23 protein-coding genes are annotated in these 25,682 nt (G+C 51.4%); 2 read left to right on the forward strand and 21 right to left on the reverse strand.

The window, feature by feature from the left end:
* Positions 1–146: 146 nt before the first annotated feature.
* On the reverse strand, positions 147–1,127 hold the full coding sequence (locus M3090_RS10070; protein ID WP_249055844.1) for a lytic transglycosylase domain-containing protein: 981 nt from the start codon (positions 1,125–1,127) through the stop codon (positions 147–149).
* A 228-nt stretch (positions 1,128–1,355) separates the two neighbouring features.
* On the reverse strand, positions 1,356–2,099 hold the full coding sequence (locus tag M3090_RS10075; protein WP_249055846.1) for an SDR family NAD(P)-dependent oxidoreductase: 744 nt from the start codon (positions 2,097–2,099) through the stop codon (positions 1,356–1,358).
* Between the two features lie 168 nt (positions 2,100–2,267).
* On the opposite strand from M3090_RS10075, the gene M3090_RS10080 reads away from it, so the two are divergent.
* Entirely contained in the window at positions 2,268–2,735 is a 468-nt protein-coding gene (locus M3090_RS10080; protein ID WP_249055851.1) for a MaoC family dehydratase, read from the forward strand.
* On the opposite strand, the gene M3090_RS10085 is transcribed toward M3090_RS10080, so the two are convergent.
* Positions 2,736–3,041, reverse strand: coding sequence for a nitrous oxide-stimulated promoter family protein (locus M3090_RS10085; protein ID WP_249055853.1), 306 nt, complete (start codon positions 3,039–3,041; stop codon positions 2,736–2,738).
* Positions 3,042–3,156: 115 nt separating this feature from the next.
* Here M3090_RS10085 and M3090_RS10090 point away from each other — a divergent pair, with 115 nt between their 5' ends.
* Entirely contained in the window at positions 3,157–3,945 is a 789-nt protein-coding gene (locus tag M3090_RS10090; protein ID WP_249055854.1) for a M48 family metallopeptidase, read from the forward strand.
* On the opposite strand, the gene M3090_RS10095 is transcribed toward M3090_RS10090, so the two are convergent.
* The 18 genes from M3090_RS10095 to dxs all read right to left on the reverse strand — a co-directional run bounded on the left by M3090_RS10095 (position 3,942) and on the right by dxs (position 25,647).
* Entirely contained in the window at positions 3,942–5,555 is a 1,614-nt protein-coding gene (locus M3090_RS10095; protein ID WP_249055857.1) for a pseudouridine synthase, read from the reverse strand. The genes M3090_RS10090 and M3090_RS10095 overlap by 4 nt on opposite strands.
* A 691-nt stretch (positions 5,556–6,246) precedes the next feature.
* The gene (locus tag M3090_RS10100) at positions 6,247–6,432 is read right to left on the reverse strand and encodes a hypothetical protein (protein ID WP_249055859.1); all 186 of its coding nucleotides are present in this window, start codon (positions 6,430–6,432) and stop codon (positions 6,247–6,249) included.
* A 34-nt stretch (positions 6,433–6,466) separates the two neighbouring features.
* The gene (locus tag M3090_RS10105) at positions 6,467–7,144 is read right to left on the reverse strand and encodes a glycine zipper family protein (protein WP_249055862.1); all 678 of its coding nucleotides are present in this window, start codon (positions 7,142–7,144) and stop codon (positions 6,467–6,469) included.
* A gap of 12 nt (positions 7,145–7,156) precedes the next feature.
* The gene (locus M3090_RS10110) at positions 7,157–7,834 is read right to left on the reverse strand and encodes a DUF2461 domain-containing protein (protein ID WP_249055863.1); all 678 of its coding nucleotides are present in this window, start codon (positions 7,832–7,834) and stop codon (positions 7,157–7,159) included.
* A 170-nt stretch (positions 7,835–8,004) separates the two neighbouring features.
* Positions 8,005–9,165: a hypothetical protein gene (locus tag M3090_RS10115; RefSeq protein ID WP_410553228.1), complete on the reverse strand. Its 1,161-nt coding sequence runs from the start codon at positions 9,163–9,165 to the stop codon at positions 8,005–8,007.
* Between the two features lie 61 nt (positions 9,166–9,226).
* Positions 9,227–11,923 (reverse strand): TonB-dependent receptor, encoded by a 2,697-nt coding sequence (locus tag M3090_RS10120; protein ID WP_249055867.1) that lies wholly within the window; start codon positions 11,921–11,923, stop codon positions 9,227–9,229.
* Positions 11,924–12,318: 395 nt separating this feature from the next.
* Entirely contained in the window at positions 12,319–13,758 is a 1,440-nt protein-coding gene (locus M3090_RS10125; protein ID WP_249055870.1) for an NADH-quinone oxidoreductase subunit N, read from the reverse strand.
* A gap of 34 nt (positions 13,759–13,792) precedes the next feature.
* On the reverse strand, positions 13,793–15,283 hold the full coding sequence (locus M3090_RS10130; protein ID WP_249055873.1) for a NuoM family protein: 1,491 nt from the start codon (positions 15,281–15,283) through the stop codon (positions 13,793–13,795).
* A 58-nt stretch (positions 15,284–15,341) separates the two neighbouring features.
* Positions 15,342–17,231, reverse strand: a complete 1,890-nt coding sequence (gene nuoL / locus M3090_RS10135) for an NADH-quinone oxidoreductase subunit L (RefSeq protein ID WP_249055875.1) — start codon at positions 17,229–17,231, stop codon at positions 15,342–15,344.
* Between the two features lie 39 nt (positions 17,232–17,270).
* On the reverse strand, positions 17,271–17,579 hold the full coding sequence (gene nuoK / locus M3090_RS10140; RefSeq protein ID WP_249055877.1) for an NADH-quinone oxidoreductase subunit NuoK: 309 nt from the start codon (positions 17,577–17,579) through the stop codon (positions 17,271–17,273).
* Positions 17,580–17,587: 8 nt separating this feature from the next.
* Positions 17,588–18,100, reverse strand: coding sequence for an NADH-quinone oxidoreductase subunit J (locus tag M3090_RS10145; protein ID WP_249055879.1), 513 nt, complete (start codon positions 18,098–18,100; stop codon positions 17,588–17,590).
* A gap of 12 nt (positions 18,101–18,112) precedes the next feature.
* The gene (locus M3090_RS10150; RefSeq protein ID WP_249055882.1) at positions 18,113–18,604 is read right to left on the reverse strand and encodes a NuoI/complex I 23 kDa subunit family protein; all 492 of its coding nucleotides are present in this window, start codon (positions 18,602–18,604) and stop codon (positions 18,113–18,115) included.
* 22 nt (positions 18,605–18,626) lie between these two features.
* The gene (gene nuoH / locus M3090_RS10155) at positions 18,627–19,703 is read right to left on the reverse strand and encodes an NADH-quinone oxidoreductase subunit NuoH (protein ID WP_249055884.1); all 1,077 of its coding nucleotides are present in this window, start codon (positions 19,701–19,703) and stop codon (positions 18,627–18,629) included.
* A gap of 39 nt (positions 19,704–19,742) precedes the next feature.
* On the reverse strand, positions 19,743–21,335 hold the full coding sequence (locus M3090_RS10160) for an NADH-quinone oxidoreductase subunit D (protein ID WP_249055886.1): 1,593 nt from the start codon (positions 21,333–21,335) through the stop codon (positions 19,743–19,745).
* A gap of 3 nt (positions 21,336–21,338) precedes the next feature.
* The gene (locus M3090_RS10165; protein WP_249055888.1) at positions 21,339–21,926 is read right to left on the reverse strand and encodes an NADH-quinone oxidoreductase subunit B; all 588 of its coding nucleotides are present in this window, start codon (positions 21,924–21,926) and stop codon (positions 21,339–21,341) included.
* Positions 21,917–22,267, reverse strand: a complete 351-nt coding sequence (locus M3090_RS10170; protein WP_249055890.1) for an NADH-quinone oxidoreductase subunit A — start codon at positions 22,265–22,267, stop codon at positions 21,917–21,919. Before M3090_RS10170 ends, M3090_RS10165 begins: the two co-directional genes overlap by 10 nt.
* Positions 22,268–22,400: 133 nt before the next feature.
* A complete protein-coding gene (gene trkA, locus M3090_RS10175) occupies positions 22,401–23,741 on the reverse strand; it encodes a Trk system potassium transporter TrkA (protein WP_249055893.1) in 1,341 nt (446 codons plus the stop codon).
* Positions 23,742–23,751: 10 nt separating this feature from the next.
* On the reverse strand, positions 23,752–25,647 hold the full coding sequence (dxs, locus tag M3090_RS10180) for a 1-deoxy-D-xylulose-5-phosphate synthase (RefSeq protein ID WP_249055895.1): 1,896 nt from the start codon (positions 25,645–25,647) through the stop codon (positions 23,752–23,754).
* Positions 25,648–25,682: the final 35 nt, after the last annotated feature.

A 25,682-nucleotide genomic window follows, 5' to 3' on the forward strand; every position in this document is an offset into this window, starting at 1 on the left:
TAGTCGAAGAATCTCCCGGCGTGCTTGGGAAGTATGGGTGAGATGTTTCGACTGCGCCCTTCGGGCTCCGCTCAACATGACAGGAAGGTCGAGTATTCATTCCTTATCCGTCGTTCTTCGTTCTTCATTCTTCATTCTTCATTAATTTAGTCTACCGTCCATGCCCGGTTGTGTGCCTGTGTCTTCTGCGGGTCGTAGTGCATGCCGGCCTGGGTGGGGAGTTTCAAGACATAGGTGCGTTCGCTTTTGTTCTGGAGGAAGGTGTCGCGCAGCCAGGGGTTGGCGTCTTTCAGTTGGGCGTAGGTGATGCCTTTGCCGCGGGCGTAGGAGGCCAGGTCGGCGATGCCTGTGGTGACGGTGTCTGTGGTGCAGGGGATGGGGGGATAGAGGTCGGAGTGTTTCAGCAGGAAGCCGTATTGTTGCGGGTGGGTGAGTACGGCCTTGGCGGCGAGGAGACGGAACATGTAGCGGGTGGTCTCTTCGACGAGCCAGAGGTCGACGGCGCGCTGGACGCCTTGTTTCTGGAGCTGTTGGGTGATGCGCCCTTGTCCGGCGTTGTACGAGGCGGCCACGCAGAGCCAGCTTCCATACTTGGCGTAGGCTTCGCGCAGGTAGGCGCAGGCGGCGCGGGTGCTTTTTTCGATGTGGTAGCGTTCGTCGATGTTGTCGTTCACCTCCAGCCCGTAGTCGCGTCCCGTGCCTTTCATGAACTGCCACATGCCGGCGGCTCCGGCCCCGGAGCGTGCCAGGGGGTTGAGACTGCTTTCGATGACGGCCAGGTATTTCAGGTCGTCGGGCAGGCCTTCTTCGCGCAGGATGGGCTCGATGAGGGGGAAGTAACGGTTGGCGCGCTTGAGGGTGAGCATGGTGGAGGAGTGCATGTAGGTGAAAGCCATCAGTTCGCGGTCCAGCCGCTCGCGCAGGTCGTAGCGGTCGAGGGCGATGGTTTCGTCGGCAAAGCTTATGCTCTGCGGCACCGAGGGCGGGGCGGTGAGCGAGGGGACTTCCGAACGGACGGAGTCGCGCTCGGGGTTGAAGGTGGCGTGGCCTACCAGCAGCGGCAGGCTGATGCCCGTGCACAGGGCGGCGCAGGCGGTGAGGAGGGTGAGTTTCAGAGGTCGTTTCATTGTCTTTCGTTTTGTATATAGTTTTTATTTATCTGTCTGTCTCATGGCCGAAAGGGCTTATATGCCTCCAGGATGCCTCGTGGCGGGGGTGGAGATGAGTATAATACTCATCCGGGATGACTATAATACTCATCCCCGAACGATATAATACTGTTTTGCCTTTCCCTTGGGAGCTTTCTGGCTACTCTCTGGGTTTGTATAGATTTTTCCATTAGGAAGATTCCCGTTTCAGTTCCTGACAGGCATTCGTTCCCATACCCACCGGGGAATGAGCCTCCAAAGGAATACCAACAAACGGTAGCGCCCGTCGATGACGCAGACCCGCTCCCGTCGCCCCAGTGCCCGGACGATGCGGGCGGCCACCCGCGCAGGGTTCATCAGCATGGGATAACGCTTGTCACCCCGCAGCAGGTCGGTGTCTACGAAGCCCGGCCGTATGTCCGTGAAACAGATGGCCAGCCGTTGCATCCGCGCCAGTTGGGCCAGGGCGTCGATGTACGTGTTCTGGAAGCGTTTCGTGGCGGAATAGGCCGGTGCCGCGCCCAACCCTTTCGTACCCGCGATGGAGCTGATGACGCCGATGTGCCCGCCCCCGCGCCGCCGGAAATAGTCGTAAGCCGCGTCCACCATGCGGATGAAACCGTCGACGTTGGTCTGCGCCGTGCCCAGCTCTACGTCGGCCTGCAACGTCGGGTTCTGTCTCCCGATGCCCGCGCAGAGCAGGAATACGTCCATCCCTCCCAACTCTTCCACCAAGCCGTGCAGTTGCTCCGGGGCATCCTCGCGGGTGACGTCCATCTGCCGATGCTTCACCCGGGCGGGAGCCAAGGCTTCTATCTCCCTCAACCTCTCCACCCGCCGGCCTGCCACACCCACGTGCCACCCCTGCCGGAGCAACTCCATGGCCACCTCGCGTCCGATGCCCGACGTGGCCCCTACGATGACGATTCGTCTCCTTTCCATTCGTTCCATTATCCCATTTGGCTTCATTCGTGGGCAAAGGTACATCATTTCCCCATAAAATACGCAGCAAAACTTTGCATTTGTCAGAATATGAAGTATATTTGTTTCCGTTTTTCACCCGCCAGCGGGTGAGGACCAATCATAAGCATCATAATCACTAAAAACCTGCAGAGAAGAATGGAAAAAGTAATTGTCAATTCGTATGAAGATTTTGAAAAACTGGTAGGCCAGCAGATAGGCATCTCCGACTACGTAGAAATAACGCAGGAACGCATCAACCTCTTCGCCGATGCCACCTCCGACCACCAGTGGATACACGTCGACGTAGAACGCGCCCGGGCCGAAAGCCCCTTCAAAAGCACCATCGTGCACGGCTACCTGACCCTCTCCATGCTGCCTTATCTTTGGAACCAAATCATCGAAGTGAACAACCTGAAGATGATGATTAACTACGGCATGGAGAAGATGCGTTTCGGTCAAGCCGTCCTGTCCGGCCAGCGCATACGCCTGAACGCCCAACTGCAATCGTTGGCCAACCTGCGCGGCGTGGCCAAAGCCGAAATCAAATTCTCCATCGACATCGAAGGCGAACGCAAGAAAGCCCTCGAAGGCGTGGCCGTATTCCTCTACTATTTCAACAACTGATTAGCGGGCAAAGAACTCCCGCCACACATGGCACACGGCTGCCACCGGATGGTACCACAACATGCGGGGACCGGCATAGCGCATCACACGGCGCATCCGTTCCCGCATGTCCCGTCTATAACAATGCACCGGGCAGACACGGCACGTACCCTTCCGCTCCCCGAACGGGCAATGCTCCAGACGCAGCCGTGCATATTCCAACAACTCCCGGCACTCGGCACACAAAACCTCGTTCCCCTCTTTGCGGCGGCAATAGAGGCGGACCATCTGTTCTACAATACGTTTCTCCTGTGCAATGCGTGACATAGCTCTTTCCTCCCATAACGCTTATCCCCGCAAAGGTAAAAGATTTCCGCCCATCCTCCCAACCAACCTGCGGCTTTTTTCTTACCTTTGCCCCGTAATGTTAACGTTTAGCCCTATGATAAAGATACTGCTTCTCATCATACTCTTAGCCTTTTTCCTCTCCTCCTGCGGTGTAGTCCCCCTCACAGGGCGTCGCCAGATACTTTTGGTCTCCGACCAGGAAGTCCTCTCATCCAGCCTGACACAGTATAAGGATTACATAAAGGCAGCTCCCAAATCCTCTTCTGCCGCGTGGTCTGCCATGGTGACGCGGGTAGGGAAGAACATGGCTGCTGCCACCACACGCTACCTGCGCCAGAACGGCCTGTCAGGCGAGATAAAAAACTTCTCTTGGGAATTCAATCTGGTAAAAGACGACCAGGTAAACGCTTTCTGCATGCCCGGGGGCAAGATTGTGGTATATGAGGGATTGATGAAGATAATATCCTCGGACGATGAATTGGCTGTGGTATTAGGGCACGAAGTGGCACATGCCGTGGCCAAGCACAGCAACGAACGCATGAGCCAGCAAATGCTGACACAATATGGCGCACAAATCCTCAACCATTCTTTATCCGAGAAAAACATAGCTGTACAAAAACTGGCAGGAATCGTATATGGTGTCGGTACCCAGGTAGGAGTAATGCTGCCTTTCTCGCGCAAGCACGAGTCAGAAGCCGATTACATGGGACTTATCCTGATGAAGATGGCCGGTTATAATCCCGATGTGGCCGTAGCCTTCTGGCAAAAGATGGCCTCCGGCAGTACAGGAGCTGCCCCAGCTTTGTTGAGCACACATCCCAGTGATGCCCAGCGCATTCGTGACATCCGGAAAGCATTGCCGGAGATTAAGGCCAAATACTAAAACTCTTTCTTTGCACAGAAATGCATGAGCTGTCCCGTCGATGGATGGGTAAACTCCAGCATGTCGGCATGCAGGTAAAGCCTGTCCGCCCGTTGGCCATAGAGAGCGTCGCCAACAATGGGGCAATGCAATCCCAGGGGATGGGCGGCGTGCACGCGCAATTGGTGCGTACGTCCCGTTAAAGGATAAAAAGCAATAAGAGTACGCCCGTCTGTCCGTCGTTCCAATACTTGGTAGTCTGTCACGGCAGCTTTACCCGATTGCTGATTGACCATTTGGCGTGGCCGGTCGTACCAGTCGGGACTCAGAGGCAAATCGATACGTCCGGAATCCGACGTTACTACTCCATCCAGCAGGGCAATGTATCGTTTGCGGATGAGACGTTGTTCAAATTGGGTTTGCAGGTGCTGATGTGCTTCCTTTGTTTTTGCCAGAAGCAACAGTCCCGAAGTATCCATGTCCAGACGGTGGACTATCAGCGGCTCTTCCGTTTGGGGGAAACGCGCCCTCATCAGGCTGTAAACCGAATCTATCTCTTTTTTGCCGGGCACAGAAAGCATTCCTGCCGGTTTATCGATTACTATTATAGCATTGTCTTCATAGATGATGCGCAGTGTTTCTTCTTTTCGCCCTTTTTGTGCCAAAGGATTTGGCTCTACATCTAACCCTTGCAGCATGTGGTGCAGGATGGGGCCACACTTGCCTGTGCACGATGGATAGAAATTTCCCTGTTTCCTTATTTCAGTTTGCGGGGAAGCTCCCCACCAGAATTCGGCCATGGCTATTGGTTTCCAACCGTTCAGATAAGCATATTGCAGTAATTTGGGGGCTGCACATTCTCCAGCACCGGCCGGTGGCACTCGTTGTACTGTGTCTGCAAATATCTCGCACAGATCTTTTGTCTCGCCGCGGTGGTTTAGTAACCGGAATTGGGCAAAAAGCCGCTGTTGCAGGTCTGCGGAGCGTGTTTTTCGTTCGTGTTTCAAGGCTTGCAGATGCATTTCGTAGGCATTTACGGCTTGTAGAACTGTATTAATGCGTTCTTTCCAACGTCTTTCCAAACGTTTATATTCGGCTTTTTGATATTGGCTTTCGTGGATAAGTTGCTCACCTTCAGCTTGCGTAAAATGGGGAGAACGTCGTCTTTCCTCTCGACGTGCTTTGGCATCCTTCATTTTGCGGCGTTCCGTATTCAATTCCTGTGTGGCTTCTTTCTCTAAAGTATGTAGTTCTTGCTGTTGCAGTCGATAGGCATCGTTTTCTTCCAGTTCTTTGATACGGGTATTGAGTAGAGATATTGCTGCCTCTTCTTGCTTGAAAAAGCCATTGGGTTGAAGCAGGTCATACACTGGTGGTACAAAAAAGGGATATCGGTTGCTGCCGACTAAAATGCCTGAGAAGGCAGCCAGATACCCTAATTCTCCGGCGTTGGTTTGTATGACAAGTACGCCAAACATTTTGCCTTCGTTCCATTCCGGATGTTTACGCAAATACTGTTGTACTTCTTCCGCTGCCCGTATGCATAGCGGATGGGGTGTGTAACAAAAAGGGTAGGTGAATTGTGTTGGTAAGGGAATATCAGCGATGGATGAACAGAATTTGTGAAACATGGTGTATCAAAATATGTAGTTTGCAAAAATACAAATCATCCGGAAGAAAGCAAGCTTAAGCGGTTGTGATTTTTTTCTGCGGATGGTTCTTTTTTCTCTTTGCTACAAGCCGGAAACGGTTTTCATGCCATTCTTCGATGTTTCTATTCCGTACCTCGTTCGTATCTATATGGATTATTCAGTATATCTCCGAACATTGGATAAACCGAATATCAATGATTTTAGTAGTTATATCAGTTTATGAACTACTGTACTTCATATATCGAACTACTGTACTTCATATATCGAACTACTGTACTTCATATATCGAACTACTGTACTTCATATACCGAACTACTGTACTTCACGGCGTCAGGTTACACAGAAAGCCCGGACAAAATAGGTTGGGCATAAAATCAAAACAGCTTCTTGTAGAGGCCGGATGATGTAATAATGATGTAGCGGTGGTTATGGGCAAATGATGGATATATGAGGAGGGTAATCATCCTTTGATGATTTTCTTGCCAATGTGTCAGGGGTTACATCCCAAAGTATAGGCAAGTACTTTTGTCTTTCATGCTGCCATCTCTTTGGAGGCAAGGGTAATGTAGAAGTTAAAGCGAAACTTTCTTGAATATGATTTATATGCTGGCATGTCCGGCAGCGGACAGCTTGACGGTGGCGGGCAGATACATGCCCGCCTACCATTCTACTAACGATTTTCTTCCTCTTCTTCTTCTTCGATAAAATCAGCATCATCGGGATGAGGGGGAAGCACAGGTTCCGGCTGTTGTGTAGCAGTCTTCTTCATTTTTTTACCGTGTTTACGTTCCCATTCCCAAGCCGCTTTGCGTGCCTGGTAATCTTCATACTGTTTTTCCAGATAGTTGTCTGCCATAATCTGTATGTATTTAAGGGTTAAACGAAAGTATTCAGCGTTGAGTAGCGATGGTAAACTCTTGCCAATCATATTGTCGCCCGATATCGTCGGCCACGGCTACACGTAGAATGAGTTTCCCGCTTTTTATCCGTTTTCCGGCTGTGACTGTGGCGGTATATTTCACTCCATTGTGAGGTTTGATTTCTTCTACCAAGATGGAGGGAGAAATGTGAATGTGCTTCATTCCCGTGGTTTCTTCTACTATTGGTACGATATTGATGGCCGGAAGTGAACCTTCGTTTATGATTTCGAATATCACTTTGCTGTGTTCACCTGACCGAATGACATGGTCGCGGTCATCGTCAATGAAACGTATTTTTTGTATTCGTAACTGTTCTATATTCGAGGAGTGTGAGTAGATTTCTTCTTCGTTTGGTTCTGTGGACATATTTCCTTCTTGAGCTTTGTTGCGTGAGACAGCATTGCCGATGACAGCACCGGCCACTGTTCCTACGATAGATCCGATGGCCGATCCACGGTAGCCTCCATGCCAGCCATGTCGGTTTTCACCTATCAATCCACCCATTGCGCCGCCAATGTTTCCACCAATGGCTGCCCCTGCTAAAGTTGCACCGGGGTCTCCACTCGTTATGTTCCGGCTAGTTCCGCATCCGCAGACTGTTACCAGGCAGACAAAGATTGTAATCCATATGAAGCTGTTATGTTTCATGGTGATGTATATTTATAATTCGTCTCGTGTGAATGCGATGGCACGGTTAATATATTCAACGAATGGATAAGTGGTACGGAACAATTCGATGGTGCGTTCAGCCAGATTGTTCGTCAAAGCAAAGTCTTTCCCTGGTGAACAGACCAGGCAATAGGTTCGGTATTTTAAATATTCGGAGAAGGCGGTGTCACGTGGATAGCCGTTGGGTACGCGTTTCAGTTTATTGTCGTTGTCCAACTGGAAGTCGGGCGCTTGGCGTAGTGCCTGTTCGAAATCTCCATCTCCGTTGCAGATATCTTCGCGAAGTGTGCGGAGTGCCTGTGGTTCCATCATGTAATGTCCTGAAGCCAACATGTTACCGGAATTATAACCGTTTTCTTCCGGCCCCACTTGGAAGTAATAGCCAGCAAATCCTGATTTCTTTCCTCCTGGGCAGATGAAAGCTCCTATGTGTGTCTTATACGGACTCTTGTCGGACGAAAAACGTGTGTCACGATAGATGCGATAAGTACAATCTTTTACCGTTAGGTCTTTGATACGTTCGTCGAAAGAGGCAATGCCTGTGATGAGTTGCTCAGTCAGGTTGTCGAACAGGGTTTGGGCTGCGCGATATTCATCTTTATGTGCAGTGAACCATGTCCGGTTGTTGTTGCGCTCCAGTTGTTCGAGAAATTTGATGACGGTCTTCATAAGGCTTCTTCTGTAAAATAGTAATGTATGATACCGATAAGCGCAAATGTAGGAATTATTTTGGGAAAAGGGGGCTGTGGTGCGCTTTTTTTTCGGGAGGGGTATAAAAAAAGGATGCACCTGAGTTTGAGTGCATCCTTTTTATCATAAGAATGTTATTTTAAAGAATCTTATTGTTTTACCCAGTTGCCTGTAATCCAATCGCAAGCGTCGATGGCTTCAGCCAAAGTGTAGCTTAAGTTGGCGTTTACGCTGTTGCCTGTGCCTGCGATGAAATCGGCGTTGGTGTAGATGCCCTGCTCGCTTACAAGGTCGGCACTGATGGTCATGTTTTGCAGTGTGGATTCACCGTCCTTCAAAGAAGTTTCCGTTTGTGTGGTTTCTACTGTCAGGGGCATGCCTTTGCCGCAAACGATGGCACCGTCGATGTGGACTTTCGTGCCGGCACGGAGGCGGATGCCTTGCGTGTCAGAGCCGTTTCCTACGAGGAGCAGGTTTTGCAATGTGGGGAAGGAAACCGGAGTAGCTCCTTCGGGGTCGCTGCCGTTGTTATCGGCTTCGATGAGGCAGTCGCAGTTGTAGCCCAGCGTGTTTTCTGCTTCTTGGTAAGCCAGCAAGTTGGTGGCAGTGCCGTTCCAGCCTTCTGTCCAGTCGAAAGAGTCGTCGCTGCAGTTTACGGAGATGAGGTTTCTTACGTTTACCGAGCCGCCGAACCATTCGAAACCGTCGTCGGAGCACATGTAAGCTTGGCAGTTTTCTACTACTGTACCGCTGCCTACGCCATAGAATGTGATGCCGTTGGCTTCTGTTTCAGTGTCGATGGGATAGCCGCCGTATTCGATGCGGACATATTTCAGCGAACCGGAGTTGTCGTTGTCGTCGTTGCCGCCGTAGGTGGCGCCGCCGATTTCGGAGTTACCTGTTCCGCCAGATACGTTGGTGTGGGCTCTGCCACAGATGTGTAGGCCGCCCCATGCGCCGGCTGCCTGGTGTTCGGTGGTCATGATGATGGGGTTGCTGGCTGTGCCCTCGGCAATGATTTTGGCGCCTTGTTCCACGAGGATGTAGTCCAAGATATCGTCGTCTTTGGCTGTGATGGTCACGCCGGCACCGATGGTCAGTGTGGCACCGGATTTCACGCGGCATACGCCGTCTAAGGTCCACTGTTCGCCTGCATTGATGGTCATGTCCTGCGAGATTTCGCCTGTGAGGGTGGTGTCGCCGCCGCCGTCGCCGCCGCCGTTGTTGTCATTGTCATCGCTGCAAGCCGAGAAGCATACCATGCCGGCCATCAGCATCATTGAGAATAGTTTTTTGTTCATAATGTTCAATAATTAAAGTGTTGTTGAATAGATTGTTTATTTAATTGTTTTTGTTTGGTTTATGTTTGGGTCAGAGTCGGTAGCTGAAGCCTACTTCGAAGTTGCTGCCGGTTTTGTATCGTTCCACTTCGACGGTTTGCCCGGCTTGGGGCAGTTCTTGCTTGAATACGACATCGCGGTTCAGCAGGTCGTTTACTTGCAGTTTTAGCGTGAAGTGGCTGTTCAGGGCGTAGCTGGCGTTGAAGTTGAGGGTGTGTACGGCTTGTTGTTCTACATCGCCCATGCCGGAGAGGCCTACGGCGTGGATGCGTTTGCCTTGGAGGTTGTAGAGCAAGGTGAGGTTCAGGGCGCGTTCTTCGCTGAAGCGGGGGGAGTAGGTGAGGTCGGCGTTCAGGAGGATGGGCGATGCGCCTTGCAGGGAGCGTTCTTTGTTGGTGTAGGCGCCGCTTTCGGGCAGTTTCACGTTGGTGTACATGTAGGATATGTTGGCTCCCAGTCGCAGGTCTTTGAACAGTTGCTTGCGTACTTCGGCTTCGATGCCGGTGGCCATGCCTTGGTCGGCGTTTTGGAAGGAGTGTGTGGTGCCTCCTCCTTGGTAGATTTGGGTTCGTTCGATGGGTTTGTCCAGGTGTTTGAAGTATCCGGTGATGGAGAACATGTCGCCGTTGTCGCCGAAGCGTTCGTAGCGCAGGTCGAGGTTGTAGTTGTAGCCGTTTTGCAGGTTTTCGTTACCTCGGATGCGGGCTGAGCCGTAGGATTCTTCGTAGAGGAAGGGTGCCATTTCGATGAACGAGGGGCGGGTGATGGTGCGCGAGATGGAGAGGCGCAGGTTGTTTTGGTTGTTGATGCTGTATTTCAGGTTGACGGTCGGGAAGAGGTCGTGTTTGTCCAGGTCGCGGCGGCGCTGGTAGGGGCGTTCGCCTTCGATGGCGTATTCGACCCATTGTTGGGCGTATTCGTAGCGCAGGCCTACGTTGACCAGCAGTGAGGCGAGGGGGTAGAAGTCGGTCTGTATGTAGCCGGCGTAGATGTTCATCCCGGCGCGGTAGCGGTCTTGGGGTTGCATGTTGCGGTTTACGATGATGGTGCCGTTGGCGATGTTTTCTTGGTTGAGGTAGTCGCTGGTGTGGTGGATGTCGTCGATTTCGGGGTTCAGGGCGTGCAGGTTGTAGTAGAAGCGTGTGGCCGAGTAGTCGCGGTTTTTGTCTTTGTAGTTGAAGCCGGCGGTCACGTGGTTGTTTTCGTTCCAGTTGTATTTCAGTGCGAGGCTGCCTACCCATTCGTCTTCTGTCAGGTCGCCGAAGTAGCGGTTGGTTTCTTGTTGGTTCAGTTTGAAGAGTTCGAGGGTGCCGTCGTTGTTTTGTTCGAACATCACTTGGCGTCGGTCGGGTTCTTGGCTGCTGGTTTTGCCGTATGAGCCTCCCCAGGTGAGGAGCCATTGTTGTCCGAAGTGGTGCAGGCCGTTGAGTTGGTGGTTCTGGAGGGTGTAGATGTGTGTGACGCTGTTGTTGCCCAGCAGGTGGTTGTCTTCGTAGTCGGTGCCTTGTCGGTCTTGGTAGCTGTTCTCGGCGTTGCGTGCGTAGAAGAAGCTGTAGCCGATGCGGTCTTCTTTGCGCAGGGTGATGCTGGCGGAGGCCAGTCCGGTGAGGTTGAGCCGGCTGGTGTATTTGTCGTAGCTGAAGTCGTTTTTGGTGTCGCCCGAGGTGTCCATGTCGCGGTAGAAGGCGTCTTGTATGATTTCGGTTCCGTTGCTCATGCTGAACGAGGCCAGGAGGCTGAGTGTCTGGTTGCCGATGGTCCAGTCGCGGCCTGCGCCGATGTTTCCGCTCAGTTCGGGCAGGGCTTTCTTGCGTTCTACGTCGAAGGTGGTGTCGAAGATGTTGTTCTGTTTCACGTAGTCGCGGAAGTCGGAGGTGGAGAGGTTGTAGACGGGGTCGGCCAGGGTGGAGGTGGTGAAGAGTGAGCCTCGGTCCATGTGGTAGAAGTCTTTGCCCAGGGCGTTGAAGTGTCCGCCTGCGTTGAGGCTGAGGTTGAAGAAGTTGCCCGTGGTGTTTTCTTTGGTGCTGATGTCGATGTGGGCGCCGGAGTAGTCGGCGAAGACGGCGGCGTCGTAGACTTTGCTGACGGTGATGTTCTGTACCGTGCTGGAGGGGAAGAGGTCGAGGGGTATCAGTTTGTTGTCGGGGTTGGGCGAGGCGATGGGCAGTCCGTTCAGGGTGGTGGTGCTGTATCGGTCGCCCAGGCCGCGGACGATGAGTTGTCCGGCGTCGGCAATGGAGATGCCGGTGATTTGTTTGACGCCTTCCTGCACGTTGCTGATGCCTTTGAGGCTCATCTCCTTGGCTCCCATGTTTTCGATGGCCAGGGTGGCTTTCTGGCGTTCCATCTGGAGGGCGCGTTCGCCTTCGAGGTTCTTGCGGGCGGTGACGGTGACTTCGCCCAGCACTTCGGTGTCGGGTCCCAGTTCGAAGTTCAGCACGAGGTTGGCCTGGGTGACGGCCACGTCGCGTGTTTCGGTGCGGTAGCCCACGTACGACACTTGCAGGGTGTAGTTGCCGGGCCTCAGGTTGAGCTGGTAGTTGCCGTCGATGTCGGCCACGGCTCCCAGGCTTGTCCCGGCCACTTGCACGGTGGCGCCGGTCAGTGGTTCGCGCGTTTCTTTGTCGCAGATGTTTCCTTTGATGTTTCCTGCCATCAGTGTCATGCAGGAGAGTGTGAAGAGTAAAATAAGGAAGAGGATTCTTCCCAAATCCAGTCTTGTGCTCATCTTGTTTGTTCTTTGATTCTTTTTCCGCTGCAAAGATGAGGCTTTCGTGTTACAGGGGTATTGCGCGGCCGGTACGTTTCTCTTGCGCCGGCGTTACAAAGGTGTGGCAGGGTGTGACAAAGGGGTTACAATGTGGGAGATTTCAAGACTGCGGATGTGGCCGGTTGCTACACTCGAGTGTAGCATCGACCTACACTGGTGTGTAGCAAAGAGCTACCCTTGAGTGTAGCGATGAGCTACCCTCGAGTGTAGCAACCGCCCGTCCTCTACCGTGTCCCGCGTCGGCCTCCGAGGGGCACGGAGGCTTGCCCTCTTCTGCCGCGGCCAGAAAAAAAAGTGCCGGGACGCTCACGCGCCCCGGCACACACCAAGGGATATTTTACCAATCGTTCGTCTTACAGACCGAACGAGAACTGGTCGATATGTTGGTAGACCACGCTCGCGATACTCAGCACGATGATGCCGGCCGTGCACACAAGCAGGCTGACACGCGTGTAGTTGTCGCTACGGAACGCGGCTATGGGCTCGTCGCTCTTGTTGATGTACATCGACTTCACCACCCTCAGGTAGTAGTAGAGCGACAGCACCGTGTTGACCAAGGCGATGAACACCAGCAGGTGGAACCCGCTCTCGAAAGCTGCGGCGAAGATGAAGAACTTCGAGAAGAACCCGGCAAACGGCGGGATACCGGCCAGCGAGAACAAGGCCAGCGTCATCAGGAAAGCCAGGCGCGGGTTGGTCGTATACAGGCCGTTATAGTCCGTCAACGTCACCTTGCCCGTGCGCTGCATCACGATGTTGATGACCGTGAACACGCCCAGGTTGGCAAACAGGTAAATCAGCACGTAGTAAATCAGCGAAGTCATACCCGTCGACGTCCCGGCAATGACACCCAGCATGATGTAACCCGCCTGCGAGATGCTCGAGAAAGCCATCAGTCGCATCAGGTTCTGCTGGCGCAGGGCAAACAAGTTGGCCAGCGTGATGGATAAGATGATAATCCAATACAAGATAGTCTGCCACTCCGTCACCATCGGCGCGAACACCTTCACCAGCACCACCATCAGCACAAAGGCAGCCGAACCCTTCGAGATGACACTCAGATAAGCCGTCACCGTGCTGGGCGAACCCTCGTACACGTCGGCCGTCCACAAGTGGAACGGCACCAGCGAAATCTTGAAGCCCATGCCCGAGAAGAAGAACACGAAGGCCATCACCTGCAACGCACTGCCATCCAGCGCGGCCGGAATATCCTCGAAATACAACGTCCCCGTCGAACCGTAAATCAGCGAAAGACCGAACAGCAGCAGGGCGCTCGAGAACATCGCCGTCAGAATATACTTCGCACCCGCCTCGGCCGACTGCTGGCGGTATTTGTCAAACGCAATCAGCGCCGCCATCGGGATGCTGGCCGTCTCCAACCCGATGAAGAACATCAGGAAATGTCCGGCCGAAATCATAAAGTACATGCCCAACAAGGTCGAAAGCGTCAACACATAAAACTCACCCTGCTTGATATGGTTCTCCTCGCGGCGCAACCACTCGTGCGCCATCAGAAACACCACCAGCGTGCCCACACTCAAGATAGACTTCACGATGCTCTGCACCGGAGTATTGACGTACATGCCGCCAAAGAGATTGACATCCCCGCCGGGCACCAGGGTGATGAGCGTATGTATCAGAAGCAAAGCTACCGGGAGGATGGTATTCAACATCGGCTTCCCGTCACGCTTGTGATTGTCAGGACTCATGAAGAGGTCTGCCACAAAAAGGATAACGATGACCGCAATCAGCGAGAGCTCTTCTTTCATCAGTAGAAATTGACTGTAATCCATGTTATTGTAACTATTAGTATTTACGGGTTAATGACTATTGAACTGCTGCCAGATGATTGATTATCGGCAATACGCTGTCGCCAATCATGTTGCTTATCCACCAAGGAGCCAGCCCCAGGGCAGCTACGCAAGCAATGAGCACGATAACCGCCGTGCGCTCGTCCCACGTCGCGTCAGTCAGAGCCAAGTGATGCTTGTTCGTGCACGTGCCGTACAGAATCTTGCCCACCAGGCGCAGGATGTAGACCGCCGTTATCACGATAGATGAGCAGGCAATGACCGTCCACACACGGTGGAACGTGTCAGCCTGTTGGAACGAACCCGTGAAAATCGTCATCTCGGCCACAAATCCGCTCAGACCCGGCAAACCCAAGTTGGCCAGACCGGCAATCACATAACATACAGACAAGAAAGGCATGATTTTCATCAGTCCGTTCAACTCACGGATATCACGCGTATGAGTCCGTCCGTAAATCATACCGATAAGGGCGAAGAACAAGGCCGTCATCAAACCGTGCGACAACATCTGGAGCACAGCACCCGTGCTGGCCGTCTGATTCATCATCAGGATAGCGAAGAGCACCAGGCCGCAGTGCGACACCGAAGAATAAGCATTGATATACTTCAAGTCCGTCTGTACGCAAGCCGAGAACGCACCATATACAACCGAAATACCAGTCAGGATAATAAATATCCAAGCCAATTCGTTGGCAGCCTCAGGCATCAGGTACATGGCAATGCGGAAGCAACCGTAACCTCCCAGCTTCATCAGCACACCGGCATGAAGCATGGACACAGCCGTCGGCGCCGAAGCATGACCGTCGGGGCTCCATGTGTGGAACGGGAACAAAGCACCCAATACGCCGAATCCGATGAAAGTCAAGGGGAACCAGATGCGTTGCTGTTCAATAGGAATATTGTGCAAATCTGCAATCTCCAGCAAGTTCATGGTCGTCGCACCCGAACCGAAATAGATACCCAGGATACCAATCAGCAGGAAAGCCGAGCCACCCATCAGCATCAATGTCAGTTTCATGGCCGAGTATTCCTTGTGACCGGAACCCCATACGCCAATCAGCAGATACATCGGAATCAAAGCCACCTCATAGAACATGAACATCGTGAACAAGTCTATCGAGATGAAGAATCCGAATACGCCCAGCGACAGGAAAGTAAACCAAAGGAAATATTCTTTTGTCAACGGCTGCAGACGCCAGGATGCAAATGTACCTGTAAATACAATCAACGACGAAAGCAGCAGCATGGCTACCGATATGCCGTCTACGCCTACCGAGTAATGTATATTAAGAGCCGGATACCAGGCTACGTCAGCGCAAAACAACATCTCGTCCGTTGCGCCTCCCTGACGTGCTTGGAGGTACATCACGGTCAGTGCGACAGAAAGTACCAGCAGAGCCGAGGCACCTGTCACCATCACCGCGCGTATCTGTGAGATGTTGCGGCTTAGCCAAAGTCCCAGCAACATCAGCAGGGGAATGAGAACAAATAATGATAAGAAGTTCATCTTATGTGGTATTTAATAATTATTGTTTCGATGTTAATTAATCACTTGAACCATGGCCTTACAGCAACAGAATCAGTATCAGTGCCAGCACACCCAGCAGGAACACAAGTGCATACTGCTGTACGCGGCCGCTTTGCAGTGTGCGGATAGAATCGCTGCCAGCATTGGAGCTCCAAGCCAGGAAGTTGAAGAAGCCGTCCACTACGTGGCGGTCCCACCAGGCGATAGGAGTAGAGATGCAGCGGAAGATGATCCGGTGCGTCACGAACTGATAAATCTCGTCAATGTAGAAGCGGTGGTATGCCGCTGTCCACAATCCACGGAAACGACGGGCCAAAGCATCTGCCACCGGTTGTTTTTCCTTGGCGTAGATGAATGTAGCCAGTGCGATGGCAACTACTGCCACCACAATGCTTGTAGCAGCTACGCTCCAGTCCAAATGGATTTCGTAAGCATGTCCGTTGGAGGAAACGAATTCACCGAAAGGAATGAATCCGCCTACAACGGTCACTAATGCCAAGAATATCAGCGGGAAGGACATCGATAAGGGGCTCTCATGAGGCGTGTGGGCTGCATGAAGTTCTTTATTCTCGGTTCCCCAGAAAATGCCGTAATACAAGCGGAACATATAGAAAGCCGTCATGCCGGCAATGATGGTCATAATCCAACCCATAGCCGGGCTGAACTGGAAGCAAGCCGTCAGAATCTCGTCCTTCGAGAAGAATCCGGAGAATGGCGGAATACCGGCGATGGCCAGGCAGGCAATCAGGAAAGTGATGTGCGTGATGGGCATATACTTGCGCAAGCCTCCCATAGCCGACATCTCGTTGCTGTGTACGGCGTGGATGATGCTACCGGCACCGAGGAAGAGCAGGGCCTTGAACATAGCGTGTGTAAACAAGTGGAACATGCCGGCCATGTATCCCAAACCACCGTCATGGGGATCAGCAGCGAAGCAAACACCCAAGGCAACCATCATGAAACCAATCTGAGAAATGGTAGAGAAGGCTAGTACGCGTTTGATATCAGTCTGCACACAAGCAATGCTGGCTGCGAAGAATGCAGTGAATGCACCCACATAAGCCACAATGTGCAAAGTTGAGGGGGCATATTCGATGAACAACGGGAACATGCGTGCAACCAAATATACACCGGCAACCACCATCGTAGCAGCATGGATCAAGGCGCTGACAGGCGTCGGACCTTCCATGGCATCGGGCAGCCAGATGTGCAACGGGAACATGGCACTCTTACCGGCACCACCGATGAACATCAAGCCAAGTGCCAACGGAATCATGGCAGCACCACCCTTTGCCAACATCAATGTATCGGGTTCGAATGTATAAGTTCCGGCGAAGTAACCGTAAATCAGGATACCAATCAGGAAGCCTAGGTCGGCAAAACGGGTTACGATAAATGCCTTCTTGGAAGCAGCGATGGCTGAAGGTTTGGTGTAATAGAATCCAATTAATAAATAGGAGGAAACACCCACCAGCTCCCAGAACAGATACATCTGGAAAATGTTGGTAGCTACCACCAGGCCTAACATGGACATAGTGAACAGCGACAGGAAAGCGTAGTAGCGTTGGAAACCTACCTCGCCCTTCATATAGCCGAACGAATAAATATGTACCATGAACGATACCGTGCTGATGACAATAAGCATCATTACGGAAATCGGATCAAGCAAGATACCCATGTCAATACTCAGTCTGTCAGTGAAAGGCAGCCAAGTAAAATTGTAAGGTATCAGCGTTTCAAAGGTACCGTCTGCCAGACGGGGACTGCTGAAATAAAGGGCAGCTGTCAGATAGGAAAGCACTGTTACCGCACCCAGCACCACCGTACCAATCATACCGGCTGTCCGGTGGGACATCCATTTACCTCCCAATCCGAGCGTCAGAAACGAGAGAAACGGAAGCAGTAGGATAAGAATTGTATATTCCATATTAATATTTCAGTTATTAGTTTTTCACTTCAATTGATATTACCACTTCAACTCCTCCAAGCGATTGGTTTGGATGCTGCGTATATTACGGTAGATGTTAATCATAATGGCGATTGCAATGGCTGTTTCTGCTGCCGCAATGGCAATGGCAAAAAGAGCGAAGAAATAGCCTTCTAACATGCCAGGAAACAAATAGCGGTTGAACACTGCGAAATTGATGTCTGTAGCATTCAGCACCAATTCAATCGAAATAAGCAGGTGCAGCGTGTTGCGCCGGGTAAAGAAACCATAGATACCTGCAAAAAGCATGATAGTTGAAACTATCAGATAATATTCTAGATGTACCATAGCTATGTTTATCTTTTACGTGCGATTAACAATCCACCGATGATGCACGCCAGCAACAGGATGCTGACTGCTTCAAACGGCAATAAATACCCGTATTTGTCACTGCTCAACATCAGCGTGCCGATTTCCTTGAATCCGGTTTCGGCATATTCGATGTCAGTCGGTGCCAGGAATTTGTGCTTCAGCAGTACGAACAATACAATGATGCCTCCTGCGAGTGTAGTTCCCAAGGCAGCCCAGAAACGGCTTTTTTTCAGTTTCTGGAACTTGGCACCTTCACCACTGGTCAGGAAAATGGAGAATACGTAGAGCACGACGACGCCCCCGGCATAGACCATGATTTGTACTGAACCAAGGAATGTATATCCCAGCAGGAAATAAAATCCTGCCGTGCCGAACAATACGAACAGCAAGTAAGTGGCCGCGCGCACAATGCGGTTGGTGGTCACCGTCAGGATGGAAAAAACGGCAATGAAAGCCGCAAGGAAGTAGAAAACTACTGTTTCGAGTGTTATTTCCATGTCTATAAGTGCTTATTGCTTATTAGTAATATCTTTTTTCTTTTCTTCAACGTGACTGCCCGGATGGTTCAGCGTGAGAATCAGTTTGGAGCGGTCGAATACGGCGTGCTCGAAGTTCTGGTCAAACGTGATGGCATTGTGCGGGCAGGCGTTGACGCACAACTGGCAGAAAATGCACGACCCCAAGTTGTATTCATATTTGGCCAATATTTTCTTTTTCTTGCCGTCTTCGGTTGTTATGGTCTCACTGGTCACCTTGATAGTGCCGTTGGGGCAGGCCATTTGGCACAAACCGCAGGCAATGCAGTGGTGCTCGTTGTTCTCGTTGTGAGGCATGGTCAACGTCCCGCGGAAACGGTCGAACATCTTCAGTTCTTTCCGGTTCTCAGGATATTGTTCCGTCACTTTTTTCGTGAAAAATTCACGCATGGTCGTCTTCAGGCCGATGCACAGGCTACGCACCCCCTTAGACAACCCACTGAAATATGTATCTTTTTCTTCCATAAATAGTCACAAACTTTGGGGGTTAAAAGTGTAATCCGAAGGTGGCTACCAGTGCCATGAGCAGCAGGTTGACCATCGAGATCGGTACTAAATATTTCCATTCCAGCTTCAGAATCTGGTCGATTCGCAAGCGGGGGAACGTCCAGCGCATCCACATCATCAGGAATACAACGAAGAACGCTTTGGCAAAGAACCAAATGACGCCGGGGATATAATCCATTACCATGTTGAAGCCATCTAATCCCGGAATGTGTAAAGGCATCCAACCACCCAAGAACACGGTAGCGGCGATGGCTGATACGATGAACAGGTTCAGATACTCGGCCAGGTAGAAGAAGCCGAAGTGCATACCGCTATATTCAGTGTGGTAACCGGCGGTCAGCTCACTTTCTGCTTCGGGCAAGTCAAACGGGCCACGGTTACATTCTGCATTGCTGGCAATCAGGTAGATGATGAAGGCAATGATGGCGGGAATATGTCCCTTGAAGATGAGCCATCCGTCTGCCTGCCCACCTACGATTTCAGAAATCTGCATGGTGCCAGTCAGGACAACCATTGTCAGGATGCTCAGGCCCGCGGAAAGTTCATAACTGATAATCTGGGCGCCGCTACGCATGGCTCCGATAAGGGAGTACTTGCTGTTCGAGCTCCAACCTGCCAGCAGGATACCTACTACGCCAATGCTGGAAGCAGCCATCACGAAGAATATGCCGACGTTGAAGTCCAGCACTTCCATACCCTTGTTTATGGGCAGGCAGGCAAAGGTCAGGAAAGAGGCCAGCAGCACCATGTAAGGCGCCAGGTTATAAAGCCATTTGTCTACGGTCTTCGGCGTGAAGATTTCTTTTGTCAACATCTTCAGTACGTCGCAGATTACTTGGATGGTTCCGTAAGGGCCCACACGCATCGGGCCCAGGCGGCACTGGAAGAAACCGCATATCTTGCGTTCCATGTAAATCAACAGGATGGCAAGGATGGCATACATCAGCACGATGCATACTCCTACTACTACACACTCGATGAAGATTGCCAGGCCTTCGGGCATGGCAGATGTCAGCATCTGGTGTATCCAGCTTGATACAATACTAAAATCGAACATCTTTTAACGTATTAATATGATTAAGTGCTAATGTATTCATTATCTGTCTATGTCAGGGATGATATAGTCCAATGTACCGCTGATGGCTATCAGGTCGGCAATCTTTGCTCCTCGGCAAAGCGTGTCCAATGTGCCTACGAGGGGCAAGCCTGTCGAACGATAGTGCAGACGGTAAGGAGTCTTGTCTCCCTTGCTCTCCAGGTAGACGCCAAACTCGCCACGGCTGCCTTCAACGGCTGCATAATATGAACCTTCAGGCACACGGATAATGGGCTTCATCTTCTCCTGGTAAGGACCTTCGGGGATGTTGTCTATCAGCTGCTCGATGATGTGCAGGCTTTCCAGGATTTCGTCCATACGTACCATGAGGCGAGCCATACAGTCGCCTTCTGTATAGGTGATTTCCTTGAAGTCCACCTTGTCATACACACCGTAGGGGATGCGCTTGCGTACATCGCAGGCCCAGCCGCTGGCACGTCCTGTACCGCCGGTGGCACCAAAAGAGATGGCATCTTCGCGGCTCAGCACGCCTACGCCTTTCAGACGCTGCTGCACTATGACATTGTTGATAAACACATCGAAATATTCCTGGAGGTTGTGGCGCATGTAGGGGATGAACTCCTTCACGCGATGTACGAAATTCGGATGAATATCGGCCTGTACGCCACCGATGGTATTGTAGTTCAGAATGAGGCGTCCGCCGCAGGTTTCTTCGAAAATGTCGAGCACTTTTTCACGGTCGCGGAAGCCGTACAAGAAAGCCGTTGTGGCACCCATGTCCTGACAAAGACAAGCAAAATACAGGATATGCGAGTCGATACGTTGCAGCTCGTCCATGATGGTACGGATGTATTGCACGCGCTCACTCACTTCCACACCCATGGCCTGTTCGATGCACATGCACAACGCATGGCGGCTCTGCATGGCACCTAAGTAATCCAGACGATCGGTCAGAGCCAAAGTCTGAGGGTAGGTGAGACTTTCGTTCATCTTCTCGATGCCACGGTGGATGTATCCGCAATTCGGGTCTACCTTCCGGATGATTTCACCGTCCAGCGACACGCGGAGGCGCAGCACGCCGTGCGTAGAAGGATGCTGGGGACCGATGTTCACCACATATTCCTCGTTGTTGAAGACTTCATTCTTTTTCTCTTTGGAAGTTCCGTCGGGAGTCAGGTCCACTTCGCTGGTTACGTCGATGGTTTCTTCGTTGTCCATACGCAAGGGGTTCTCCTTGGCGGGGTCATTGTCTTTGCGGAACGGATAACCTACCCAATCGTTGCGCAGGAACAGACGGCGCATGTCAGGGTGGCCAATGAACACGATGCCGAAGAAGTCATAAGCTTCACGTTCTGGCAAGTCAGCGCCTTTCCAAATATCGGTAACGGTGGGCACTTCGGGATGTTCGCGGTCCAAGGTGGATGTCTTTACCACCATTCTTTCCTGGGTTACAGTCGATTCCAAGTGGTAAACCACTCCCAAGCCGCGCAGGGTGCCTTCCGCATCTTTCTCATCGGGAGTTCCCCAGTCCATGCCGGTCAGGCTTCTCAGGAAGTCCATTTGCTTTTCCTTGCGCAAGCGCAGCATGGTGCTGTGCAGGTCTTCCGGTTTTACGTATATCGTATTTTCCATATCTTATTCTTCTGTTTCCTTTTCTTTTCTGTTAACTCCTCCGAAAAACTTTTCTATCTTGACCTTGCGCTGCAATTGCATCATGCCATATAGAAAAGCTTCGGGACGTGGCGGGCAACCAGGTACATAGACATCTACCGGAAGAATCTGATCCACGCCCTGCACAACATGGTAGGACTTTCTAAAAGGACCGCCGCTTACGGCGCATCCGCCTACGGCTACTACATACTTCGGGTCTGCCATCTGATCGTACAGACGCTTCAGTACGGGAGCCATTTTGTAGGTGATGGTACCGTTTACCAGGATGACGTCAGCCTGGCGGGGGCTGTTACGGGTTACCTCAAAACCGAAGCGTGCCATGTCATAACGGGCAGAGGCCACGGCCATGAATTCGATACCGCAACAGCTTGTGGCGAATGTCAACGGCCAGAGTGAGTTACTGCGTCCCCAATCGATGAGGTCATCTAAAGCTCCTACCATGACATTGACGCCACCGGCATTCAGCTCCTGGATTATTTTTTCCAAGGTTTCATTATCTTGGAACTCTTCGTAGGGGATAGACTTGATTTTGGGTCTTTTTGTTACTTCCATTCCAAAGCTCCTTTCTTCCAGGCGTATGCAAGACCCAGAACTAAGATAAACAAGAAAAACAATACACTACACAATCCGGCAACGCCCAATTCGGCGGTGACGACCGCCCACGGGAAGAGGAACACGGTCTCGACCTCGAACATCAGGAACAAGATGGCAAACAAGTAGTAACCCACGTGGAATTGCATCCAAGTCTTACCACGTGTAGGGATACCACACTCGTAAGGCTCCATCTTCTGCGGATTGTAGGAGCGCGGCGCTATCGCGTTGGCAATCACGACAACGAGTCCCACAAAGATGAGGGCCGTCAGCACGACGGTGACTAAAAAAATGAAGTTCATAAATCTATAAGATTTTGTGCATATATATTAATGTGTTATAAATATTAAATTACAACGCGCAAAGATACAACAACTATCTCTGCCATTTGCTATCTCTAGGTGACAAAAAATTAATATTTTACAATTTTTGGTTTTAATTAAAAAACCTTTCTACCTTTTTTATCATCATGCTCAGGCAGAAAACCACTACGTGGTCGCCGGGTTGTATTTGTGTGTTACCCATTACCACAACACCTTCGCCATTGCGTATCAATCCTCCGATGGTGACCCCTTTGGGAAAACCGAGGTCTTTTACCGGATGTTTCGTGATTAGAGAACCTTCTTTTACGGTAAACTCTGCCACGTCTGCATTGGCAAACGTCAGGCATTTCACGTTGCTCACATCGGCATCCAGCATCATTTGGTAGATGTGGCTGGCTGTTATCATCTTTTTGTTAATGACTGAACCGATGTCTAAACTCTCGGCCATGCCGATATAGTCTATATTTTCCACTTCGGCTACGGTCTTGCTGACCCCCATCCGTTTGGCGGCCAGACAGGCCAATATGTTGGTTTCAGAATTTCCGGTCAATGCAACGAAAGCTTCTGTATTTTTCAATCCTTCTTCCACCAGTAAATCCATGTCTCGCCCGTCGCCATTGATTATCATCGTTTTGTCGTCCAGCAACTCTGTCAGGTGGTTGCATCGGTTCAGGTCATTGTCCACGATTTTCACTTGCATGTAATCGGGTACATACTGTGCAGTGCGGACGGCAATGCGACTGCCTCCCATGATCATGACGTTGCGTACGTCCACATAATCTTCTTTGCCGGTGATTTTTCGCACGTAGGGCAAATATTTCCGTGTGGTTGTGAAATATACAATATCGTTCAGCCGGATGGCATCATCTCCTCGGGGAATCAAGGTCTCGTTTCCCCGTTTAATGGCCACCACATGATAAGGCAATGTAGGGCCTCCTAACTTGTATAGAGGCACATCCAGTATTTCGGCCTTTTCGCGCATTTTGGTCCCAATCAGAATCAAGGCACCGCCGTAAAATTCCCACCACTGACGGACCCAGCTCATCCGGATGGATGATACAATCTCTTTGGCGGCCAGCATTTCCGGGTAGATGAGCGAATCGACTCCCAGCTTGTGGAAAAAATCTTTGTTCCGTGGCAATAAATATTCGTAATTGTCTATACGGGCTACGGTCTTTTTGGCTCCCAAATTGCTGGCCAACATGCAGGCAGTCATGTTACGGCTCTCGTCTGGAGTAACGGCAATAAACAGGTCGGCATCTTTTGCCCCTACTTCTTCCAATCCTTTGATGGAAGTGGGAGAGGCGACGATGGTCATCAGGTCAAAGTTAGAGCTGAGAGCACTCAGCCGCTCTTCGCTATCATCCATCAAGGTTATGTTCTGTTTCTCGCGTGATAGCAGTTTAGCCAAATGTGTGCCTACTGCGCCGGCACCTGCAATGATGATTTTCACGTCTGTCTACTTATTCTAATTGTTTTACAATTTCATCTTCATCCATGTGGCAAAGGTGATACAACTCCTGGATGCTGCCGTGTTCTACAAACGTATCCGGCACCCCGATGCGCTTCACCTGTGGCGTGTAGCCATTGTCGGCCAGAAATTCCAAGATAGCACTTCCCATGCCTCCTTTGAGAACCCCGTCTTCTATGGTGACAATGCGGCGGAAGTTTCGTCCTATTTCGTGCAACATGTCTTCGTCCAACGGCTTCAGAAAGCGCAAGTCATAGTGAGCAATGGAAAGTCCTTTCTCTTTTTCTGCCCGCCCGATGGCTTTGGCTGCCAGATTGCCGATGGGCCCCAAGGTGATAACCGCTATGTCTTTGCCGTCTTTCAGTTTGCGTCCTTTGCCTACCGGGATTTCTTCCAACGGGCAGCGCCAATCCGTCAGTACACCTCTGCCTCGCGGGTAACGTATGACAAATGGGCCCTTGTCTGGCAGTTGTGCCGTGTACATCAACCGGCGCAACTCATGCTCGTTCATTGGTGAGGAAATGGTTAGATTGGGGATGGGACGAAAATAAGCCAAATCGAACACACCGTGGTGTGTGGGGCCATCTTCGCCTACCAGCCCGGCACGATCCAGGCAGAGTACAACGGGCAGGCGTAGCAGGGCGATGTCATGAATGACGTTGTCATACGCCCGCTGCATAAATGTAGAATAGATGTTGCAGAAAGGTTGTAAGCCTTCTTTAGCCATTCCGCCAGAGAATGTGGCCGCGTGACCTTCGGCAATGCCTACGTCAAAAGCCCGGTCGGGCATGACTTCCATCAGCTTGTTCATCGAGCATCCGGTGGGCATGGCGGGAGTTACACCCACGATGCGCGGGTTTTGCTGTGCCAACTCCACCAGGGTTTCACCGAACACGTCTTGAAAAAGTGGCGGAAGGTGGGTGTCATCGGTAACATAACGTTCTCCTGTCTCGGGATTGAAGCGTCCGGGCGCATGCCAGGTGCCCGGGTCTTTTTCTGCCGGTGCAAATCCTTTTCCTTTCACCGTGTGCAGATGTAGAATCTTAGGACCTTGCAAATCTTTGATGTCGCGCAATACCCTGGCCAGGTTTCTTACATCGTGTCCGTCTATGGGCCCGAAGTAGCGGATGTTCATCCCTTCGAAGATGTTTTGCTGCTGGGCAGCCATCGACTTCAGGCTGTTGGCGAAGCGGATGAGTGCCTTACGTCTTTCTTCATTAAGGATGCCCATCTTGAACAGTAGGCGCGAGGTTTTGAAACGTAGCTGATTATACCGGTTGCTGGTAGTCAGGTTGAACAGATATTGCTTCATGCCTCCTACACTTCGGTCAATGGCCATGTCATTGTCGTTGAGGATGATAAGCAAGTTGTTCGGGGTTGACGAAGCATTGTTCAGCCCTTCAAACGCCAGTCCGCCGCTCATGCTTCCGTCGCCTATTACGGCTACTACGTGCCGGTTTTTCTCTCCTTTTCGGGCAGCAGCCACGGCCATGCCCAATGCTGCCGATATGGAGTTGGAGGCATGTCCGCAGGCAAATGTGTCGTATTCGCTTTCGTTGGGTGAGGGAAAGGGACGGATGCCGCCCAGTTTCCGGTTCGTATAGAAAGTGTCTCGTCTGCCCGTTAGAATCTTGTGTCCGTATGCCTGATGCCCCACGTCCCATACAATGCGGTCATAGGGCGTATTGAGCACGTAGTGCAAAGCGACTGTCAGCTCTACGGTACCCAAGCTGGCGGCAAAGTGTCCCGGGTTTTGCGACACCTCTTGTATGATGTCTTCACGCAATTCCCGGCATACTTCCGGCAGTTGTTCCGGCCGGAGTCGTCGCAAATCTGCAGGCGAATCGATGGTATTCAGTAGGTTGTATTTTGTAGGTTCTGTTCCCATTTTTCAATTCTTAACAGAGCGCAAAAATAGCAAAA

It is taken from the genome of Bacteroides sp. ET71 (assembly GCF_023336905.1).
Lineage (GTDB): Bacteria > Bacteroidota > Bacteroidia > Bacteroidales > Bacteroidaceae > Bacteroides.

Bases quoted from the DNA above. Each gene is read 5' to 3' on its own strand.
- M3090_RS10070 (WP_249055844.1), bottom strand. From the start codon at position 1,127: ATGAAACGACCTCTGAAACTCACCCTCCTCACCGCCTGCGCCGCCCTG.
- M3090_RS10075 (WP_249055846.1), bottom strand. From the start codon at position 2,099: ATGGAACGAATGGAAAGGAGACGAATCGTCATCGTAGGGGCCACGTCG.
- M3090_RS10080 (WP_249055851.1), top strand. From the start codon at position 2,268: ATGGAAAAAGTAATTGTCAATTCGTATGAAGATTTTGAAAAACTGGTA.
- M3090_RS10085 (WP_249055853.1), bottom strand. From the start codon at position 3,041: ATGTCACGCATTGCACAGGAGAAACGTATTGTAGAACAGATGGTCCGC.
- M3090_RS10090 (WP_249055854.1), top strand. From the start codon at position 3,157: ATGATAAAGATACTGCTTCTCATCATACTCTTAGCCTTTTTCCTCTCC.
- M3090_RS10095 (WP_249055857.1), bottom strand. From the start codon at position 5,555: ATGTTTCACAAATTCTGTTCATCCATCGCTGATATTCCCTTACCAACA.
- M3090_RS10100 (WP_249055859.1), bottom strand. From the start codon at position 6,432: ATGGCAGACAACTATCTGGAAAAACAGTATGAAGATTACCAGGCACGC.
- M3090_RS10105 (WP_249055862.1), bottom strand. From the start codon at position 7,144: ATGAAACATAACAGCTTCATATGGATTACAATCTTTGTCTGCCTGGTA.
- M3090_RS10110 (WP_249055863.1), bottom strand. From the start codon at position 7,834: ATGAAGACCGTCATCAAATTTCTCGAACAACTGGAGCGCAACAACAAC.
- M3090_RS10120 (WP_249055867.1), bottom strand. From the start codon at position 11,923: ATGAGCACAAGACTGGATTTGGGAAGAATCCTCTTCCTTATTTTACTC.
- M3090_RS10125 (WP_249055870.1), bottom strand. From the start codon at position 13,758: ATGGATTACAGTCAATTTCTACTGATGAAAGAAGAGCTCTCGCTGATT.
- M3090_RS10130 (WP_249055873.1), bottom strand. From the start codon at position 15,283: ATGAACTTCTTATCATTATTTGTTCTCATTCCCCTGCTGATGTTGCTG.
- nuoL (WP_249055875.1), bottom strand. From the start codon at position 17,231: ATGGAATATACAATTCTTATCCTACTGCTTCCGTTTCTCTCGTTTCTG.
- nuoK (WP_249055877.1), bottom strand. From the start codon at position 17,579: ATGGTACATCTAGAATATTATCTGATAGTTTCAACTATCATGCTTTTT.
- M3090_RS10145 (WP_249055879.1), bottom strand. From the start codon at position 18,100: ATGGAAATAACACTCGAAACAGTAGTTTTCTACTTCCTTGCGGCTTTC.
- M3090_RS10150 (WP_249055882.1), bottom strand. From the start codon at position 18,604: ATGGAAGAAAAAGATACATATTTCAGTGGGTTGTCTAAGGGGGTGCGT.
- nuoH (WP_249055884.1), bottom strand. From the start codon at position 19,703: ATGTTCGATTTTAGTATTGTATCAAGCTGGATACACCAGATGCTGACA.
- M3090_RS10160 (WP_249055886.1), bottom strand. From the start codon at position 21,335: ATGGAAAATACGATATACGTAAAACCGGAAGACCTGCACAGCACCATG.
- M3090_RS10165 (WP_249055888.1), bottom strand. From the start codon at position 21,926: ATGGAAGTAACAAAAAGACCCAAAATCAAGTCTATCCCCTACGAAGAG.
- M3090_RS10170 (WP_249055890.1), bottom strand. From the start codon at position 22,267: ATGAACTTCATTTTTTTAGTCACCGTCGTGCTGACGGCCCTCATCTTT.
- dxs (WP_249055895.1), bottom strand. From the start codon at position 25,647: ATGGGAACAGAACCTACAAAATACAACCTACTGAATACCATCGATTCG.